Origin of the sequence: Rhodococcus sp. NPDC059968 (assembly GCF_042738615.1) — a bacterium.
GTDB lineage: Bacteria > Actinomycetota > Actinomycetes > Mycobacteriales > Mycobacteriaceae > Rhodococcus_F.
In genome coordinates this window covers 1-17,020 of sequence record NZ_JBHWUE010000148.1, presented here as the reverse complement: position 1 = coordinate 17,020, position 17,020 = coordinate 1, and the positions used below count along the sequence as shown (strand labels likewise).

Sequence of the window (17,020 nt, the reverse complement as noted above, 5' to 3'; positions counted from 1 at the left end):
ATTTACCCACCCGCCGTCGTGGTGTCCGACGCCATGAAGATCCCGCGGTCCGGCGGGGCGGTGTTGTACTTCCTCCGTATCCGCACCGACCTGCCACCCCTGCCCCTCACCGACGCGGAGAAGGTGCTCACCGACCTCGGGCACCCCGGCTCCCGGTTGCGGACCGACCACTACGTCCGCTCCCCCAGCCTCCGGACCGCGCTGCTGGGACTGCGGGACCTCTGACCTCAGCGAGTCTGTGTCAGCGTGGGAGTCAGCTGGCGCAGAACCGACGAACCCGACGGTCGAAACGCTAGACCGCGCCAGATACCGCGCGACATTAGTGCGCGCGACTCGAAAAATGCCAATGCGGTGCTGCCAGCCTTCCGGCTCGAGAGTACAACGGGCCCTTCGTGAACCTGGCCGCGCGATGATATCCCCGACTTCCAGCATGCGGGCCCGCGACCATTAGCACTCCACCATCGAGAGTGCTAAATTCCGTGTAACCGAAGACACGGACCCGCGAGAACCGCTGGGCCCAAACACAGTCACCCGGTCTAGGTGCAGCGCAAGTGCCACCGCCCCGAGTCGCGGCAGTGGCTGGAAGGTTGATTGCCCCTTCGAACGATTGGGCACACCCGGCTTCGCCACACCAACGACCGGACCACCCGAGGCACTGGAGGAGGATCATGACCGCCGCTAACCCGCGCCAACCAGGCGTCACCAGCGACAAGAGTTCCTCCGCGCGTGCACGACCGCGACCGCCGCGCGGGGGATCACGGTTACCCTCCGTGTCGATCACCCTGGGGGCGTTGTCCATCGCGTCGTTCTGGGTGGTCGGACTCGGGTTCATCCTGGGCGTGAGCGCCGTGGTGTGCGGCGCTCTCGCCACATCCCGGTCCGGCGTAGCGGACAATGAGTCCGCCTCGCTGCGGGCGTTGCTCGGAGTCCTCGCCGGAGTCGCAGGGATCACGGTATCCGCGATCGCTCTTTTCCCCGTGCTGGAGTACCTGTGACCTGCACACCAGCCCATACACCTCCCGTCCTCGACCTTTTGGAAGGATCCGCGCCACCCGTGACCGTCGCCCCCGGCCCGCATCTGCCCACCGAACAGACCACCCTCGACACCGGGTGCGACGACCCCGCGGCGAACGGCGCGGCGCTCCTCGAGTCCTGGAAAGCGGGCATCGCCGTGACCGTCGGCCTGGCGGTGCTGACAACCCTCGTGTGCACCGTCCTCGGATCCTTCGCGCTGGCCCTTCTCGCGCTCGTCGCGGTCGCCGGCATTGCCGGCCTGATCACCGCCGCCCTCTGACACTGCCCGCATCCCCCGTCCGCGGGCGTGTTCGTTCCGGCGGTGCCGCGGTGTGGCCCCGCGTCCTACGTTCGTCGTGCCGCGGTGGACCCGGCGCAGACACGTGCGCTCCTCGGCGACACCACGCATCCGAGGGGGTCGGCACCCTGATCTCAGCTACCTCGAGGTAGGTCTCGTGCTCGAATCGTTCTCGTGGGGTGGGACTCTCAGGAACTTCACAGACACCGTGGGGCCGAGTGATGCGACGATGAAGCATGCGCCGCCATCGTTGGCCGGCCCTCGCGCCGCCCACCATCGGGGGGATCGCCGTGCACGAGGCGATGCCGATCGTGGCCGAGAAAGATCTCACCCTCGAACTGTCCGCGGCGACCGCGTTCGTGTCCGGGCTGCTGTTGCGGTTCACGCTGTGCGTCACCGGTGTCCGCGCCGACTTCGTGCGCTACGAAACCCGCCCCCTGACCGACCCCCACGACTGGTCGGCGCAGTGGTCCTATCTGGCCGTGCGCATCCTCGCCGACGACCTGGGCGGCCTCGCTGACCCGTTCCACCCGATCCTCGAGCCCGATCCGGAGGGATCCGGGCCGTACCGAACCTCACCGCAGTACTGGATCGGCACCTACCCGACCACCGGATCACTGACCGTCACCACCAGCTGGCCGCAGGTCGGACTCCACCCCACCTCGGTCACCCTCACGCTCGGTCCCAGCCCCTTCCCCACCACCTTCGGGTCCGATGCATGTCGGTGACGGTGTCCGACTGCGCTCGACGAGCTGAATGTCGAGCCACTGTCGACGATTCCTGGCTATCGGAACTTACCGGTGCACCGCACCGCACACTCAGGTCTGACGCTCAGCCGATTCGGGCAGTCGCGCACATCGGGCATCGGGTGGTCTCGCGACGACCCACCCGTTGATCCGGGCGAAGGCCACCGCCGCGGTGTGTCCGGCGACCGCGTATCGAATCGGTGCCCACACAGAAGCCATGCGTTGCACAACACGCAATCCACAATTGCGACGCTAGCTAGCGTAGCGGAGTTAGCTATCCTCGCTCGCGGTCACGATCCCGGAGCTTTTCGGCGCACGATTCATGACGATGCCATTTTCGCGGCAAGCAATCCGGTTGCCGGCGAGGAAAATCGACAACCGGCCGCTCAGACACTTACGTCACAGTGATGAAATTGTCCGGACGTAGCGTCGGGACGTAGTGGGCGATCCCGGCGACCGGCACGGCCGGAAAGGCCGGAAAGGCTGGTCCGGCTTGCCTGTACTCCTCATGCCGTCCAGGCTCTCGACCAGGTGACCTGAGTGTGCCGTGCCGACTGCGCTGACGTACGAAACGACATTGGGCCCGAGGGGCGAGTGGAACCGGATCTACTCGCCCACTTCGAGATCGAATGGCGGGGTGGGTGTGTGCCTGCGGCGGGCGTCAGCGTCACCAGATACCCCCGAGGAGACCACTAGAGCCCGACGGATATACGTTGCTGCATCGTGCGGGCGTGTTGTTGCTTCGCGGTGATGGCCGCCTCGATACGGCAGCGCAGGGTTTCGTCGTCCAGGTGTGAATTGTCGAACCCGGTCACCACCGCCAGCTCGGTTCCGATGCGGATGTGGGCAGTCTCATTGACCACCGATCCGTCGTCACGGCACGCCAGGTCGCGCCCAGCGGCGATGACCTGAGCCATGGCTGTAGGGCCCCGCTGCCAGTGGCGGTTTGAGAAGCTGCGACCTGCGGACTTGCCACTGGTCTCACGACGTGGCCACCGCCATCTGTCTCAATCCCCTGGCATTTCTTCAGCTATCACGAAGCGAGGGAGGCCATGCCGATGCTGCCACGACGGGCGATCAGGACTCCCTGACACCCTCAGGTCAGGAGTGGTTAGGCACAACAGGAACGCGACAGCCGCTCCCTGCGGGCACATGACCCTGTGGTCGTAGCGGCGGCGCCCGACCCGAGCCCGCGGCTGGCCGTGGGCTGTGCCGATAGCGGATGTACCGGCGGCAACAGGACATAGGCCAGATGGACCACCCTATCCGCGCGAGGGAGCCGGTCAGGCACGGCAATCGTTGCGACGCAGAGTAACCGGGCTACCGCGCGCGTCGCATTTTGGAGCTGTTACTGGCCAATGAGTGTTCACGGCTGGCGAGCGAGGGCATCACGTTCGGTCAGGGTGTCGTGACGTTGTTCTGGCGCGCTCACAAGGCTGCGGAGCTCCGTCGGCCGACTGCCGCCGTGGACAGTGCAGTCGGCCGCATGCTGCCGTTCGGGTGGGAGCACCGAGTCGGCAGACCCGAGATGGGGGTGCTGCCTGCGGAAGGGACGTCGGGGATCGCCTGACGCCATGTTGATTGCGTGCGAGCGAGCCAGTCTTGTAAGGCGGAAGCCTCAGGACTCGAGGTCGAGTTCGAAGACGAACTCGACCTCGACCGCAGACCCGCGCGGGAGCTCGGCGACACCGATCGCAGAGCGTGCGTGTCGGCCGGCATCGCCGAAGACCTCGATCAACAAATCGGAGGCGCCGTTGATGACCTGCGGTTGCTGCGAGAATCCGTCGGCGGAGGCCACGAATCCCACAACCTTGACCACCTTCAGGATCCGGTCCAGCCCGACGAGAGCATCGACGGCCGCAAGCCCGTTGACCGCGCAGAGCCGCGCGGCCACGGCGGCCTCCTCGACCGCGACGTCCTTGCCGACCTTGCCAGTGACCGTCGCGTGGCCGTCCACTAGCGGCAGTTGGCCGGAGGTGTAGACGTACCGTCCACTTTGGGTAGCGGGGAGGTAGGCCGCGGCGGGTGTCGCCACGGGCGGAAGCTCGATGCCCAGAGACGGAAGCTTCTCGCTCCATCGGCGGGAGTGGACAGTGGCGTTCGACATGATGAGATTCACCTCGTTGCAGTGATGGTCGCTGCGAAGGGGATTGCATCGCAGCATGTAGCGGGTGTTGTGTTCAGCGGCTGGGCAGGATGTGAGGGTTCAGCAGGCCGGCGGGATCGATCGCGGCGCGGATCGACTTCATCAGGTCGATGTCCTCGGGTGATCGTCCCAGTTCGAGCCAGGGTGCTTTTGCCCGGCCGACGCCGTGTTCGGCGCTGATGCTGCCGTCGTGCCGCGTCACGTGTCGGAGGACGAAGTCGGTCACGCACTCGCGCTCGTTCTCCTGGACGTCGAGCAGGTTGACGTGGAGATTCCCGTCCGCGATATGACCGAAGCACACGGCCCGGACATTCGGGAACTTCTCCGTCAGGCCCGGGGTCAGGGTGGTGAGGAACTGCTCGATCTCGCGCAGGGGGGTGGAGATGTCGAGCTTGACCGGTGGAGTGGAGGATTCGGCGCTGATGGATTCGGTGTGGCTCTCGCGGTAGCGCCACAGTTTGGGTGCGGGTCCCTCCTCGACAGCGGCGTCGAGCACCGCTTCGCCGGCCTGTTCGAGGATGTCGAGGAGCAGTGCCTGAGTGTCACGCTGACCGGAGACCTCGACGAGAAGAAGAAGCGGTGAGTCGACGGCCAAGGGAGCACGCAGGTCGTGGTGGCGACGGACCAGGTCGACGCCGGTCCTGGTCATCAGCTCGGCGGCTTCGAGGGTCAGCCCCGCCCGTTCAAGTCGGTCCACGAGGCACAGTGCGTCTCCGACGGTGGATACGGCCACGAGGGCGACCTGGGTTCGCGGGGCGGGGACGACGAGCCGCAACAGAACTCGGGTGATTACGGCGAGCGTTCCCTCAGCACCGGCCAGGAGCCCGGGGAGGTCGTATCCGACGTTGTCCTTGACGAGTTCCTTCCAGCGGGTCACGACACGGCCGTCGGACAGAACCGCCTCGATGCCGAGGAGCTGCTTTCTGGTGTTGCCGTTCTTGATCATCCGGATACCACCGGCGTTGGTGGATACGATTCCACCGAGGGTGGCCGAATCCCGGGATGCGAGATCGATGCCCAGGTCGAGGCCGTGCTGGCGGGCTGCGTCCTGCGCCTGTGCCACGGTCACTCCAGCGCCGGCGGCGAGGGTGCGATCGACCACGTCCACGCGCTCGATCCTGGTGAGCCGTTGGGTACTCAGGACGATCTCGCCCTCCATCGGAATGGAGCCGCCGACGAGACCGGTGTTCCCGCCCTGGGGGACGATCCGGATGCCGAGCCGATGGCACGTGGCGAGGACAGCGGACACTTCCGCTGTGGAGCCCGGGCGGACCACGGCCTCCGTGTGACCACGCCAGTGCCCGGTCCAGTCGGTGACATAGCCGGCTGTCACGTCCAGATCGGTGAGAACGTTGGCCGGGCCCACGATGTCGGCCAGCTCGCTGACGATAGACAGGGTCGGGGAGGTCATGCGGGTTTCCCTTTTTCTATGAGCTGGCCGGCGCGCCGGCCAGTGAATTCGCCGTCGAGAATGGCGGGGGTTCCGTTGACGAGGACGGATCGGACGCCACGCGCCAACTGCCATGGGTCGGTGAAGGTTGCGGTGTCGGTGACGGCATCGGTATCGAGCACCGTCACATCGGCGACAGCTCCGGGTCGTAGGACGCCGCGGTCCTCTACTCCGATCCGTGAGGCGGGTAGTGAGGTCATCTTCCGGATCGCCTCCTCTATGGTCAGGATCCCTTCGTCTAGGACGTAGCGCCGCAATACCCGGGCGAAGGTGCCGAAACTGCGTGGATGGGGGCGGCCTTCACCCGAGGCGGCGAGAATCCAGCCGTCGCTGGCGACCGACACCCAGGGGTGGGCGAGCACCGTACGCACGTCGTCGTCGCTCATCGCGTGGTTGATCATGGGGACCGCGCCCTTGTTCGCGGCCAGGAGGTCGAGCGCGGCGTCCGCGGCGTCGGTGCCGCGGTCCTGCCCGATCTTGGAGATCGACCAGCCGATGTAGCGGTCAAACTCGCCGGGAAGCAGGTCGGCGATGACGAGGCCGTCCGGGTCGACGTCGCGGCCGAAGCGGGCTCGCAGGGCGTCGGCGATGCGGGTGCGTTGCTCGGTGTCGGCAAGGCGTTCGAGCAGGGCTGGACGGCCTCCGTCGAGGGCCCATTTCGGGAGTCGTGTGGCCACGTCGGTACTGGAGGCGGTGTAGGGATAGACGTCGGCGGTGACGTCGACGCCGCGGCCGCGTGCCGTGTCGATCACGTCGAGCGCGCGGCGAACCGATCCCCAGTTCTGCGGCCCCATCGCCTTCAGGTGGGAGATCTCCAGCCGGGCACCGGCCAGCTCCGCTACGGTGATCGCTTCTACCACCGCTGTAACGAGCTGCGATGTCTCGTTGCGCACGTGGGTGGAGTAGAGCAGGCCCGCATCGGCGGCTGCCCGGACCAGGGTGACGAGTTCGTTCTCCTCGGCGAACAGTCCCGGCATGTAGATCAGTCCGGTGGAGAAGCCGACCACCCCCGGCTGCTGGGCGGATTCGGCGATGATCGCACACATCTCGTCGAGTTCGGCCGGGGTGGGCGGGCGGTCATCCTCGCCGATCACCGCGACGCGGAGGGGGTTGTGGCCGAGCTGCAGGCCCACGTTGACGGCCGGGTTCGCGGACATCACTGCAGCACCGAATCCTGACGCGTCCGACCAGTCCCAACTCAAGGGGAGCTCACCTCTGAACCCGATCGACCGTCTTGCCTGTGCCTCGTTTCGAATCGGGAACGGTGAGTGACCGCAGTTGCCGGTCACGATCGTGGTGACACCTTGAGCGAGCTGGGTCGGTGCCGCCGGATCGAGGGGAAGTGAGAAGTCGGCGTGGGTGTGGAGATCGATGAATCCCGGCGTCACGACGCATCCGGTGGCGTCGATGACGGTGCTAGCCGGGTAGGTGCCCTCGCCGATCTCGACGATCCGGCCGGAGTCCACGGCAAGGTCGGCTCGGCGTGCCGGCGACCCGGTGCCGTCGATGACCAGGCCGCCGCTGATGACGATGTCATATGCCATTTGCGTTGTCTCCTAACGCGTTTGGATGAACATGATGATCGTGTACATAATGCTCGCCGGGATCAGTAGTGCCCAACCGGTGATCATCATGTTCTTGAGGCTGAACGATCGGGACAGGCCCATCGCGCTCATCATGTTCGCGTTCGGGAACGGACCGTAGGTGTCCGCCTTCGAGGCCCACAGCAGCACGATGACCCAGGTGCTCACCCCGACACCGAGGTTTGCGGCCATGTCGCCGAAGATCTGGTTGAGCAGGACCACCTCCGCCGCGGCGGCGCCGGGGACACCGACCCAGCCGAACAGTGCGATGGCGATGGCGAACGGGAACGGCCCCAGGGTCTGGAACGATTCGCCGTAGGACTCGAGGACCACGGTAAACGGATCGATGAGGTCGATCGTCACGAACATCACGGCGAGCAACCAGAACAGCAGGAAGATGTGGATGAGTGCGCCGGCGCCCCGGTAGATGGCCTTGCCGGTTTCCTCAGCGGTGAGCCCACCGGTGAGGCCGGTGAGGATGGCGATGAGGGGAAGGGCGAGCAGCGGGAAGGTGATGCCGGCGGAGGTGACGGCCGCGTAGACAATCGAGGCGAGCAGGGCCACCAGAAACACCGCGGTGGCGCGACGCTGGTGCGGTGTGTCCTCCTCGTCGATGCCCAGGTCGTGTTCGTTGTAGAAGTCGTCGCCGTGGCGGGTGCGGCGCTGCATCCACGGCACGACGAGAAGACCCATCACGAGCGACAGAATGGCCAGCGGACCGCCACCAACGAGCAGGTACTGCAGGTAACCGACCTCCGCGGCGTTCATGATCGCGACGTTGGACCCGGCGAACGGGGCGATCGCCAATCCGGCGCAGCCACCGACGAAGATCATCGACGCCGTCGCTGACCGAGTGAAGCCCTTCTTCGCGGCCATCGGCAGCAGGAGCGGGGCCGCGACTGCGAGAGCACCGGCGAGGGTGCCGAGCGCGGCCACGAGGATCAGGCACGACATCATCGTCCCCAGGATGAACGCGAGCTGGCTCTTGTCACCTGCGACCCGCATGACCGAGCGCACGATCTGACCGGCCACCCCGGTCACACGCATGACCTCGGCGAGGCCAGCTCCGAGCATGATGATCAGTCCAATCATCGTCACCTGGTCGCCGATCGATTCGCCGAGAATGTCGGCGGCTCCGGTGGGCGAGGGCAGCAGGATCAGCATCGCCGACGCGATGGACACGACCGTGGCGACCATGACGTCCATGCCGAAGATCGCCAGAGCGCCGTAGATGCCGATCGGGAGCAGTCCCCACAGGGTCGCGCCGTCGACGACGATGCCCACCGCGAGTGACAGGACAAGACACGCGATGGAGATGATGTTCAGTATTCGTTGCCTCGTACACATACCTGTAGATCCTGACGAGGAGGCTGGGGGGAGCTGCTCATCCCTGGTCTCGGGAGCGCTGAGCGGTTTGGTCACTTCGAACCCTCGGAATCGGTCAATGGGGCTGATGGCGCCGCCCGGGGATGGGCGGGCAGTGACTGGAGTCACTGGCAATCACTGGGGTCAACACTCACCCCTGACATGCCGCCCTGTCCAAGTCCAATAGTCGATTCTTCAATCTCATTTCGATATAATCGCAGGATGAACCTGCAACGCGCTCGCTACTTTGTTGCCGTGGCGAAACAAATGAGCTTCACGCGGGCGGCCGAGGAACTCCACGTTGCGCAATCGGCGTTGAGCCGGCAGGTCAAGCTCTTCGAGCACGAACTCGGGGTGGAGCTGCTCGATCGAACAGGGCCCCGATTCGCCCTCACAGACGCCGGTCGCGTCGCCCTTCGTGAGGCCGAGGCGGTGCTCACCTCCGTGGATCGGTCGGTCAGCAGAATCCGCGCTGCCAGCCGGGGTCTGGGCGGAGAACTCCAGATCGCGCACACTCGTTCCTGGGCGGGAGGCAACATCACCCGTGCTGTCGAGCAGTTCCGGGTGCTGTATCCGGGTACCACGATCACCGAGCACCGCGGCTTCACGGCGAGGAACATCGAACTGGCAACCGCCGGCACGATCGACGTAGCCATCGTGCGGCCGCCGATCTACGAATCGGGTTTGGCGGTACGAGTGCTGGATCAGGAAGCGTTGCTCGTTGCCGTACCGGCAGATCACCGGTTCACCTCGTACAGCCGGATCGATCCGGCAGAACTCGCGGACGAGCCGGTGGTCTTCTGGCCGCGGAACAACGGCCCGGGCATGCACGACGCCATCGTGAGGCAACTGTGGCCACATCGGCCGCCGAACGTCGTCCGCAACGAGGCCGACGACGAGCAGGTCCTTTACGCCGTCGCAGCCGGTGTGGGCATCGCACCGATACCGGCCGGCCGCGCAGCGGCCTTCCGCGTTCCCGGGGTCGATCTGCGTGAGGTCACCGGAGCACCGTATCTGCAGGTGGGTGCGGCCTACCGTCCCGACAATCCCAACATCGCGCTACGACAATTCCTCAAGGTCACCGACGAGATGGACCTGCCCTCCAGTTGAATGAACACCGGCACCAACGCTGGCTGTTCCCGGAAGACAAGCAGGCCAGCCGACGAACCCCGAAACGGTCAGAAATCGGACATTGCTCAACCCCGGCTCCGCCGGTTCGCTGGCAATCTGGAAACGCCATCCACGTGACTCCACCACCAGCCGCGTCCACGCAAAGGTCAGCGCAACCTCCGGCTTCGCCAGCAGCCGAGCCGGTTTCACGTCAACAACAACCGGACCATCATCGCTCAACAGTAGGTAATCCGGCACGTGCCGTCGTCTCGCGCCCGCCACGTCGGCTTCGAGCAGGAACGGCTGAGCGAGAATGCGCCGCACGCGATCGAAGTCGGCCAACAGCAGACGAGCCAACTCCAGCCGCGACTCGTAGATCACCAGCGTCCGCTCCGTACTGGCCCAGTACGCGCCCGGAATAGTGCTTGTGACCGTGATACCAGCGGAACATTCGCCATGGCGCTGCTGTGTCGAACAGTGCCTCCGGAAAGACATCGCCCCAATTGACCGCTGATTCAAGACCATCCGCCTGCGACGGACGCTCGCCACAACAGATGTCGGACGTGGATCAAGATCAACGGCCATCAGACAACCTCGATACCGAAGCGGGCCGCACCACCGCAGCCCCTCATCATCAGCCCTCACCATCGATCATCAACCCTGGTGACCCGTTGACCCGACATTCGAAATGGGCGTGTCTCATAACGTTGGCGGATCCGCCACCGGCCCGCCACTCGCCCGGGAGATTCCGCCACGGTTCGCGAGATCCTACAATGGCGTCAACGCGATCGGACGCTTCCCCTGCACGCACCGATGTCCGCTGAATCTCCAGATCCCAAAACGACACGAACCACTCGACAACCGCTCCCTCATCCACTTTTCTTGAGTGAACTGTATGAGTCATCAGCGTCCAGCATGCAACGCGGCGCCCGCCCACCTGCAATGCGCAGATGATCGCCGACGTTGTGATGGTGTTGCATCTGCATTGCGGTCCACACGTCCGATTGTCTGTTGCATCCGAATCGGGCGCCCGCGTTGCCAACCTCGTACTGTCGGCGTTGCGTTGCCAACCTCATCTAGGTAGCTAAGAGCGGCGTAGCCGGGTTTTGGAGTCAAGTTTTGTGGTGTTCGGGTCATGTTCGACTGCTTGATATTTCAGGCCGCGAGTTGCGCTGTGTAGGTAAGGGTGTCGACGGCGATGCGGTAGGCGGTGGCAGCTGATCGCAGGCGGCCGGGAGTGGTTGTCGGGGCGGCGAGTTCGGACAGACCCGTGCGTAGGACCCGATCGTGGACACAGGTGAGGAACTTCGCGGTGTCGAGTCCGAGGTCGGTGACCTGGTAGCGGTGGGTGCCCTCGATCCGGACGATGAGGTTGCGGGTTTTCAGCCGGCGCAGGTCGTAGGTCATCTGCCCGGCGGACACCGTGTCCGGGTCGAGTCCGCGCAGCTCGCCGGTGAGAGTGCGCAGGTCCTTGTTGGTGAAACCGTTCGGGTGCAGCCGGAAGTCCAGCAGCGCGGAGAGCAGGGCGTGGCTGCGCCCGTCGGCGAACCGCAGTCCCGGCACTCGGGTGCCGGTGGCGGTGGTGACGGGCCCGGTGATCGTGGTGAGGGCGTCGGCACCGGTGATCGGGTCGTGACTGAGTCGTTGGACGCGCAGCAGGCGTCGGTTGGCGTGAAAGCCGATCTCCCGCAGGGCGGGCAGATGTGTCAGTCGTTTCCCGAGGTGGAAATCGCGGGTGTCGGACACGGGACTGCCCACGGGCGAGCGCATGTCGGCACCAGGAAGGATCTTCGGGGGTTCGAAACTTAAGCCTCGGGCTGAGCCGGAAAGGAGGTTGTACGCGAGTGACCACAGGGCCGAGCGGACAACGGTGATCCGCACCCTGCTATTCGTGAAGAAACTCCCTGTTCAGGCAGCTGGAGAACTGTCGCACAGCGATTTGCTTGACCTCTTGACTTGACCTACTTGACCGAGGACGATGGTGGCATGAGCACACCACTGAAGAAGGTCGTCGACGACCAGCTCAACGCGAGCGGGATGGCCGCCGAGCAGCTCGACGACGTCGACGCCAAGTACGTCGCCGCCGGCGTCAAGAACGTGCTCTCGAACCTCAAGGCCCGTCGCGCATGGGAGAACCACATCGGCGCGATCTTGACCCACAAGCAGGCCGTCGACGCCACCGGCTGGACGAAGCAGGCCCTCAGCCAAGCCGTCAGAGACTCCCGGGTCCTGCGCCTCGAGGCCACCGACGGAACTATCGGCTACTGGTCGGGCGGATTGACCGACACCGCACCCCACGTCCCGATCCGGGGAATCAAAGACGTCCTGAAGGCCTGGGCGCACGCCGACGTCCAGTCCTGGACCATCGCCTCGTGGATGTCGAGCCGACAACCGGAACTCGACGACCGCACCCCGAGGCAGGCCCTCCTCGACGGCGACACCGCCGATGTCGTGACGCTCGCCCGGCAGGCAGCCGAACGGCTGGCTTCGTGAGCGCTTCCCGAGCGACACAACACCTCGCCGCCCCACCGTCCCCGGACACACTCCGGGGACGGTTCCCTGTGTCCACTGTGCCCGCCGGCACAACGACGTACCGCACCCACGGGGCCAAGTTCGGCCCGTGGTGGTTCGGCACCAGCCTCGGGGGCCGCTTCGACCTCCCCGGCCCCGACGGCACCTGCTACACCGCCGAGTCCGAGCTGATCACCCTCCTCGAGACCTGGTGCGGGATCGGGCTCATCCCGAGCCCGGAGATCGCACAACGAGTCATCTCCGCGGTAGCAGTCACCCGCGAACTGCACCTCGCCGACGCAACCTCGAACGCCGCGATCGGATTCGGCATGACATCCGAGATCTCGACAACCACCGATTACGCGCTCACCCAGCAGTGGGCACGGGCACTCCGCGCAGCCGGGTTCGACGGCATCCGCTACTGGGCGCGGCACGAAATGACGCACGCACACGCCTGCGTCGCCTTGTTCGCGGCCAGTGGGGACCAGACCAGCACGGTGGCGATCCCTGCAGACTTCACCGTGGCGGGCACCGACGCATTGCCGGATCGCCCCGACCTCTGGGATGCGCTGTACGAGACGGCCGGGGTCGAGGTCCTGGACATTCCCGGCAGCATCTAAGCGAGGCCACCCCGAGACACCGGTGGGCGCCTCGGGGTGGGCGCCTCGGGGTGGCGTCGAAGGAGTGACTCAGGCGGCGGCCGCCATGCGCCACCCAGACCGGGACGTGCCATGTGCGCAGGTCAGCACAGAAAAATGCCCTGCACCCGCCTTACGGGTGCAGGGCCTTCGTCATCCCGTGCTGCGCCGGACGCGCCGACAGCGTCAGTCCACCGTCAACTGGAAGTCTTCGGGCTCGATCGCGATGTCCGAGACGGTCGCGGTGACCTTCTCGAAGTTGGCCTTCGCCTCCCCACCGACTATCTCCCGCTGAAGTTCGTTGACCACGGCGTTCTCCCACGCGTCGGGGTTCTCGGCGACCGCGTCGACGTACACGTCCTTCGGCAGCCTCACGCGGACGCGGACGGTGAACTCGAGTTCGATCAGATGCGGGTCGTTCATGCGTGTGCGCTCCTCTGACAGTTGAGATGTGGATCAGGCGAATGGCAAGGCACACCATGGATGCAGGTCGGTTGCGGCGGCCCCTGCCAGGCCGCCGTGATGGTCATCGTTCGCAAGGCCCCCACCCTCGTCATCGCCGCGTTCAGTCGACAGCGGCCACCGATGGGCGCCCCCTCCCGCCGCACAACCGTAAGGCAAGCTCAGAACCCACGCGGACGCACCCTTGCGATCTTCGGTCCCCCATGCGCCGCGCGTGCGTGGGCCCCGACCTCACTGGGTGCCACCATCGGACTCGACTCCTCGAGTTCTCGGTGTCGGGGCAACAAGCGCGGCGGGCTTCACCCAGTTGTTGAGGCGTACCGGGAGCACGCTCGATATGTCGTGCCCACTTATAGGGTTCATTCATTATGGGGTGCAGTCGATGTGCAGGGACAGGTAGATGCGGCGGGATCCGTCGACGGAAGGCCAGTTGTCGGGTGCGTCGGCGACGGTGCTGATGTCAACCTGGTCGGTGGGGACCAGTCCACCGAGTGCAGGTGTCGAGGTTCTGGTTGGTGGTGTCGACGTCGACGGTGGCCAGGACCTGATCGGGGTTGGTGAGGGTGAGCGTTTGGGAACCGTGGCGGGCGTGGATGTTCCAGCCGTGCGGGGCGGCGATGTCGACGGCCAGAGTGTCCGCGCTGCCATGGCAGCGGGCAGTGACCTCGCTGGGCCGCGGTGTGGTGATCTCGGTGACCGAGTGTTGCTCTCCCCTAGCCCGAAGTTGCGGTGGTTTGGTAAGCATTTTGACAGGTTTACCTGGTGTTTTGTGGTCGGGTGGAGGGTTTTGTTCTGTCGACGGTGTCCTCAGGTCAGGGTCAGTGGGATCGGGGCGCCGAGGAGGTCGAATGCTCGTCGTTGCGTCGGGGTGGGTTCGGCCAGGGTTGCGATAAGCGGTCCGACGTCGCCGTATCGGAGGTCGTTTCTGGTCAGTGTCGACAGGTGCGTGAGCAGCCCCTGATACGAGCGCACGGGCAGATCCTCGTCAGTGGTGCGGCGGGCTGTTTTCGCTTTCGCGGCCGCGGAGATGGTGGCCGGGGCGACGGGGTCTTCACGTCGTTGTGGTGGATTCTCGTCGGTAAAGGTCAACGGCGCCAACGCGCTACGCAGATGCCAGGTCAGGTAGGCGGCGAGGAAGCAGATCAACACGTGCGCTTTGACTCGGTTTTCGCGGCGGTGGTGGATCGGCCGCAGGTCCAGGTCGATGGCCTTGAGGCTGCGGAAGTCTCGTTCCACCCGGGCGAGGTTCTTGTATGCCCCGATCACCGCGGGGGTGTCGAGTTCGCCGGGGGTGGCGGTGGTCCGGATCACGTACAGGCCGTCGAGGGCGGCTTCGGCGTCGATCCGCCCGGTGTTGCGGGCGACGGTGAGGCTGGTGTCGGTGATGGTCAGGTCGAAGTGTTTGGCCATCTTGAATGTGCCGAGGACCTTCCCGACTTTCAGGCCGATCTTGTCCGCGCCGCGCAGGCGACCTGCCGCCGCGGCGGCGATGATGGGGGCGAGTTTCGCCTCGGTCGCGGTGAGTAGTTCCTCACGTTTGCGGGCGCGTTCGGCGGCGAGCAGCGGGTTGCGGCACGCCACCAGTCGTTCCCCGGGGTAGTCGGGGTGGGAGATCTCGGCGAAGTTCTGCTCATCGAACAGCGACATCTGCAAGGGTCCGTCGTCGGCGGCCAGGGCCGCGATCTGCGGTGCCCGCAGCGCGGTGAGCCAGCCGATGCCGCCGAGTTCTTTCAGGGCGGTGATGCGGGCGGAGGTGATCATCCCGCGGTCGCCGACCATCAGCATGTTCTCGAGGCCGAAGGTGTCTTTCACCGCGGTCACCGCGTGGGTGAAGGCGGTGGGGTCGGCGGTGTTGCCGGGGAGCACCCGGATCGCGACCGGTCGGCCGTCGGGGTCGGTGAGGAGGCCGTATTCGATTTGTTCGCAACCCTTCTTGCCGTCTCTCGAGTACCCGCGGGCGGCGAGTTCGCAGTGCCGCCCGGTCACCCAGGACGAGGACAGGTCGAACATCGCCATCCGAGAGGGGTTGACCGTCGGGTCCAAATGCCGGGTGGCCAGCTTCTTTTCGATGCCGCTCTGGCGGCCGACGAGCCAGTCCATCGCCGCGTACACCTCGTCGGTGCCGGCGTCGGTCACGCCCAGGTCGGCGGCGAGGGTGGTGTCGGACCACCAGGATATGGTCGCCAATTTCGATGCCGGGGCCACGGTGCGGGCCAGGACCAACGCCATCGCGATCTCACGGTGACGTCCCGCCGGACCGAGCAGCGCCGGCAGGCCCAGTTTCTTGGCCATCACCGCCGCCGCGGCGAGGTGCCCGTGCGGCAGGGACCGGGCGACGGTGACCACCGACGCCGGGTCGACGAGGCTCCGACCGGCCAGGACCGCCTTGACGGCGGCGACCGCCTCGGGTGGCAGCGCGGACAGGTTCGCGAGGGTCTCGTTGCGCACCTTGCCGTTGTCTCGGAACGAGCGGCGCAGCAACTGGGATTCGTAGACCCGTTCGACACCATCTTTCCCGGTGTACTTACGGCGTTGAGTGGCGATGTGGACTGCACCGGTTCCCTTGGCCATGAACTGATTTTACGCCACCCCTACCACGGTGTCCATCACTTTAGTGACTACATCAGTCGAGCGTCCAACGCCTCCGTCGCAGCTCAGTCACCAAAACCAGGACAAACCCCACCGCAACTTCGGCCTAGCCGATGAGGATGCTGCCCAGGTCGGTGCTGGTATCGGTGACGGCCGAGCCGCTGGTCGAGGCGGCCGCGCGGCCGTCGTCGCTGCAGGCGCGTCGGTGCGGCGAAAGCGCCGACGGGCCAGGGCAGCGGTCCCGGAGGTCCGCCTGTGGGACAGGGGCATCGTTCAGTCCTCATCAGTTCGGGGGCTTATGTGAAGATGTCGACGTACCAGCGGCCGTCGATCTTGACGGTGGTGATGGTCTGGGTGCCGCGTTTGACCGGCTGCGCCGGTTGCATCACGGACAGGTCGGCGAGGTAGACCCCGACGGACAGCTCGACGGTGCGCAGGCAATAGTTGGTTCCCACCGGGACCGCGTCGATGACCTTCTGCAGCTCGGGGCCGGGCAGCACCGACGAGGTGGGGGTCGCGAGGGCGCGGGCGGCGTCGCCGTTGCGCTGGCTGTAATAGGCGTGATTGAACGCGGCGATCACGCCGCCGCCGCTCTTCTGGTCGCCGCGGTCGGCCCGGCATTCCCCGTCCGACGCGACTGGCTCCTCGGTCGGTTCGGGGCCGGGCAGGTCCAGGATGGGCAGCCCGTTCTCGTCGGCCGCAGCGGTGGCAGTGAGTGTGGCTGCGGTCGACGGGGATTCACTGTCGCCGCCGCGCAGGTGGCTGATTGCCATCGCGCCGGCCACGACGACGGCCGCCGCCCCCATGACGGCCGCCGCCTTCTTTCCCGGGCCGCGGCGCCGGGTCGAGAACGATGTGGGCCCCCCGGGCGGTGGTGGTGTGGCCGGGCCGCCGGGCGCCGCCGTGCGGGCCCCCGGCGGGTTGCCGACGGTGGGTGAGCCGCCTGGAAGGTCGATCACGGCGGGATGCCGCGCAGTCTTACGGCCGAGGGTCGGCTTCTTCATGGTGTGCACTGAACTGTCCTGGGTCGGGTGGAGACTCCTGATTGAACCAGGAGAATGAAGTCATGCCAGCACCGAGGAAGTACGACACCGAGACCCGTGAGCGG

At 66.0% G+C, this 17,020-nt stretch carries 19 protein-coding genes and 1 pseudogene; 8 read left to right on the top strand and 12 right to left on the bottom strand.

Translation table 11 applies throughout. The annotated features are described in order from the left end of the window. The 4 genes and pseudogenes from ACFWAY_RS49515 to ACFWAY_RS49500 form a co-directional block, all read left to right on the top strand. Window positions 1-225 (top strand): annotated as a pseudogene (locus ACFWAY_RS49515) (phosphatidylserine/phosphatidylglycerophosphate/cardiolipin synthase family protein); the annotation flags it as partial. A 545-nt stretch (window positions 226-770) separates the two neighbouring features. Continuing rightward, entirely contained in the window at window positions 771-995 is a 225-nt protein-coding gene (locus ACFWAY_RS49510) for a hypothetical protein (RefSeq protein WP_378515940.1), read from the top strand. A gap of 59 nt (window positions 996-1,054) precedes the next feature. Continuing rightward, entirely contained in the window at window positions 1,055-1,294 is a 240-nt protein-coding gene (locus ACFWAY_RS49505) for a hypothetical protein (RefSeq protein ID WP_378515939.1), read from the top strand. 254 nt (window positions 1,295-1,548) lie between these two features. After that, entirely contained in the window at window positions 1,549-2,040 is a 492-nt protein-coding gene (locus tag ACFWAY_RS49500; protein ID WP_378515938.1) for a hypothetical protein, read from the top strand. 90 nt (window positions 2,041-2,130) lie between these two features. On the opposite strand, the gene ACFWAY_RS49495 is transcribed toward ACFWAY_RS49500, so the two are convergent. Then, the gene (locus tag ACFWAY_RS49495) at window positions 2,131-2,277 is read right to left on the bottom strand and encodes a hypothetical protein (RefSeq protein WP_378515937.1); all 147 of its coding nucleotides are present in this window, start codon (window positions 2,275-2,277) and stop codon (window positions 2,131-2,133) included. Window positions 2,278-2,750: 473 nt separating this feature from the next. After that, a complete protein-coding gene (locus tag ACFWAY_RS49490; protein ID WP_378515936.1) occupies window positions 2,751-2,975 on the bottom strand; it encodes a hypothetical protein in 225 nt (74 codons plus the stop codon). Window positions 2,976-3,397: 422 nt separating this feature from the next. Here ACFWAY_RS49490 and ACFWAY_RS49485 point away from each other — a divergent pair, with 422 nt between their 5' ends. After that, the gene (locus ACFWAY_RS49485) at window positions 3,398-3,628 is read left to right on the top strand and encodes a hypothetical protein (RefSeq protein ID WP_378515935.1); all 231 of its coding nucleotides are present in this window, start codon (window positions 3,398-3,400) and stop codon (window positions 3,626-3,628) included. 48 nt (window positions 3,629-3,676) lie between these two features. On the opposite strand, the gene ACFWAY_RS49480 is transcribed toward ACFWAY_RS49485, so the two are convergent. The 4 genes from ACFWAY_RS49480 to ACFWAY_RS49465 form a co-directional block, all read right to left on the bottom strand. After that, window positions 3,677-4,165, bottom strand: coding sequence for a RidA family protein (locus ACFWAY_RS49480; RefSeq protein ID WP_378515934.1), 489 nt, complete (start codon window positions 4,163-4,165; stop codon window positions 3,677-3,679). Between the two features lie 73 nt (window positions 4,166-4,238). Further along, window positions 4,239-5,615, bottom strand: coding sequence for an FAD-binding oxidoreductase (locus tag ACFWAY_RS49475; protein WP_378515933.1), 1,377 nt, complete (start codon window positions 5,613-5,615; stop codon window positions 4,239-4,241). After that, on the bottom strand, window positions 5,612-7,198 hold the full coding sequence (locus ACFWAY_RS49470) for an amidohydrolase family protein (protein ID WP_378515932.1): 1,587 nt from the start codon (window positions 7,196-7,198) through the stop codon (window positions 5,612-5,614). The genes ACFWAY_RS49475 and ACFWAY_RS49470 overlap by 4 nt, the downstream gene beginning before the upstream one ends. A gap of 12 nt (window positions 7,199-7,210) precedes the next feature. Next, window positions 7,211-8,584 carry a Na+/H+ antiporter NhaC family protein gene (locus ACFWAY_RS49465; RefSeq protein ID WP_378515931.1) on the bottom strand — a complete coding sequence of 458 codons (1,374 nt, stop codon included), beginning with the start codon at window positions 8,582-8,584 and terminating at the stop codon, window positions 7,211-7,213. A gap of 240 nt (window positions 8,585-8,824) precedes the next feature. Here ACFWAY_RS49465 and ACFWAY_RS49460 point away from each other — a divergent pair, with 240 nt between their 5' ends. After that, window positions 8,825-9,712 carry a LysR family transcriptional regulator gene (locus ACFWAY_RS49460; RefSeq protein WP_378515930.1) on the top strand — a complete coding sequence of 296 codons (888 nt, stop codon included), beginning with the start codon at window positions 8,825-8,827 and terminating at the stop codon, window positions 9,710-9,712. Here ACFWAY_RS49460 and ACFWAY_RS49455 read toward each other — a convergent pair. Beyond that, window positions 9,662-10,093 (bottom strand): TnsA-like heteromeric transposase endonuclease subunit, encoded by a 432-nt coding sequence (locus ACFWAY_RS49455; RefSeq protein ID WP_378515929.1) that lies wholly within the window; start codon window positions 10,091-10,093, stop codon window positions 9,662-9,664. The two genes, ACFWAY_RS49460 and ACFWAY_RS49455, sit on opposite strands and share 51 nt — an antisense overlap. Before the next feature lie 774 nt (window positions 10,094-10,867). Next, the gene (locus ACFWAY_RS49450) at window positions 10,868-11,482 is read right to left on the bottom strand and encodes a hypothetical protein (RefSeq protein ID WP_378515928.1); all 615 of its coding nucleotides are present in this window, start codon (window positions 11,480-11,482) and stop codon (window positions 10,868-10,870) included. 216 nt (window positions 11,483-11,698) lie between these two features. Here ACFWAY_RS49450 and ACFWAY_RS49445 point away from each other — a divergent pair, with 216 nt between their 5' ends. Both ACFWAY_RS49445 and ACFWAY_RS49440 read left to right on the top strand, forming a co-directional pair. Beyond that, window positions 11,699-12,205 (top strand): hypothetical protein, encoded by a 507-nt coding sequence (locus tag ACFWAY_RS49445; protein ID WP_378515927.1) that lies wholly within the window; start codon window positions 11,699-11,701, stop codon window positions 12,203-12,205. Window positions 12,206-12,273: 68 nt separating this feature from the next. Beyond that, the gene (locus ACFWAY_RS49440) at window positions 12,274-12,843 is read left to right on the top strand and encodes an RES family NAD+ phosphorylase (protein WP_378515926.1); all 570 of its coding nucleotides are present in this window, start codon (window positions 12,274-12,276) and stop codon (window positions 12,841-12,843) included. 204 nt (window positions 12,844-13,047) lie between these two features. On the opposite strand, the gene ACFWAY_RS49435 is transcribed toward ACFWAY_RS49440, so the two are convergent. The 4 genes from ACFWAY_RS49435 to ACFWAY_RS49420 all read right to left on the bottom strand — a co-directional run bounded on the left by ACFWAY_RS49435 (window position 13,048) and on the right by ACFWAY_RS49420 (window position 16,916). Then, entirely contained in the window at window positions 13,048-13,284 is a 237-nt protein-coding gene (locus ACFWAY_RS49435; protein WP_378515925.1) for a hypothetical protein, read from the bottom strand. Window positions 13,285-13,783: 499 nt separating this feature from the next. Next, window positions 13,784-14,068 (bottom strand): hypothetical protein, encoded by a 285-nt coding sequence (locus ACFWAY_RS49430; RefSeq protein ID WP_378515924.1) that lies wholly within the window; start codon window positions 14,066-14,068, stop codon window positions 13,784-13,786. A 62-nt stretch (window positions 14,069-14,130) separates the two neighbouring features. Continuing rightward, window positions 14,131-15,894, bottom strand: coding sequence for an IS1634 family transposase (locus tag ACFWAY_RS49425; protein WP_378515923.1), 1,764 nt, complete (start codon window positions 15,892-15,894; stop codon window positions 14,131-14,133). A 314-nt stretch (window positions 15,895-16,208) separates the two neighbouring features. Further along, window positions 16,209-16,916, bottom strand: coding sequence for a hypothetical protein (locus ACFWAY_RS49420; protein ID WP_378515922.1), 708 nt, complete (start codon window positions 16,914-16,916; stop codon window positions 16,209-16,211). Between the last annotated feature and the right edge of the window lie 104 nt (window positions 16,917-17,020).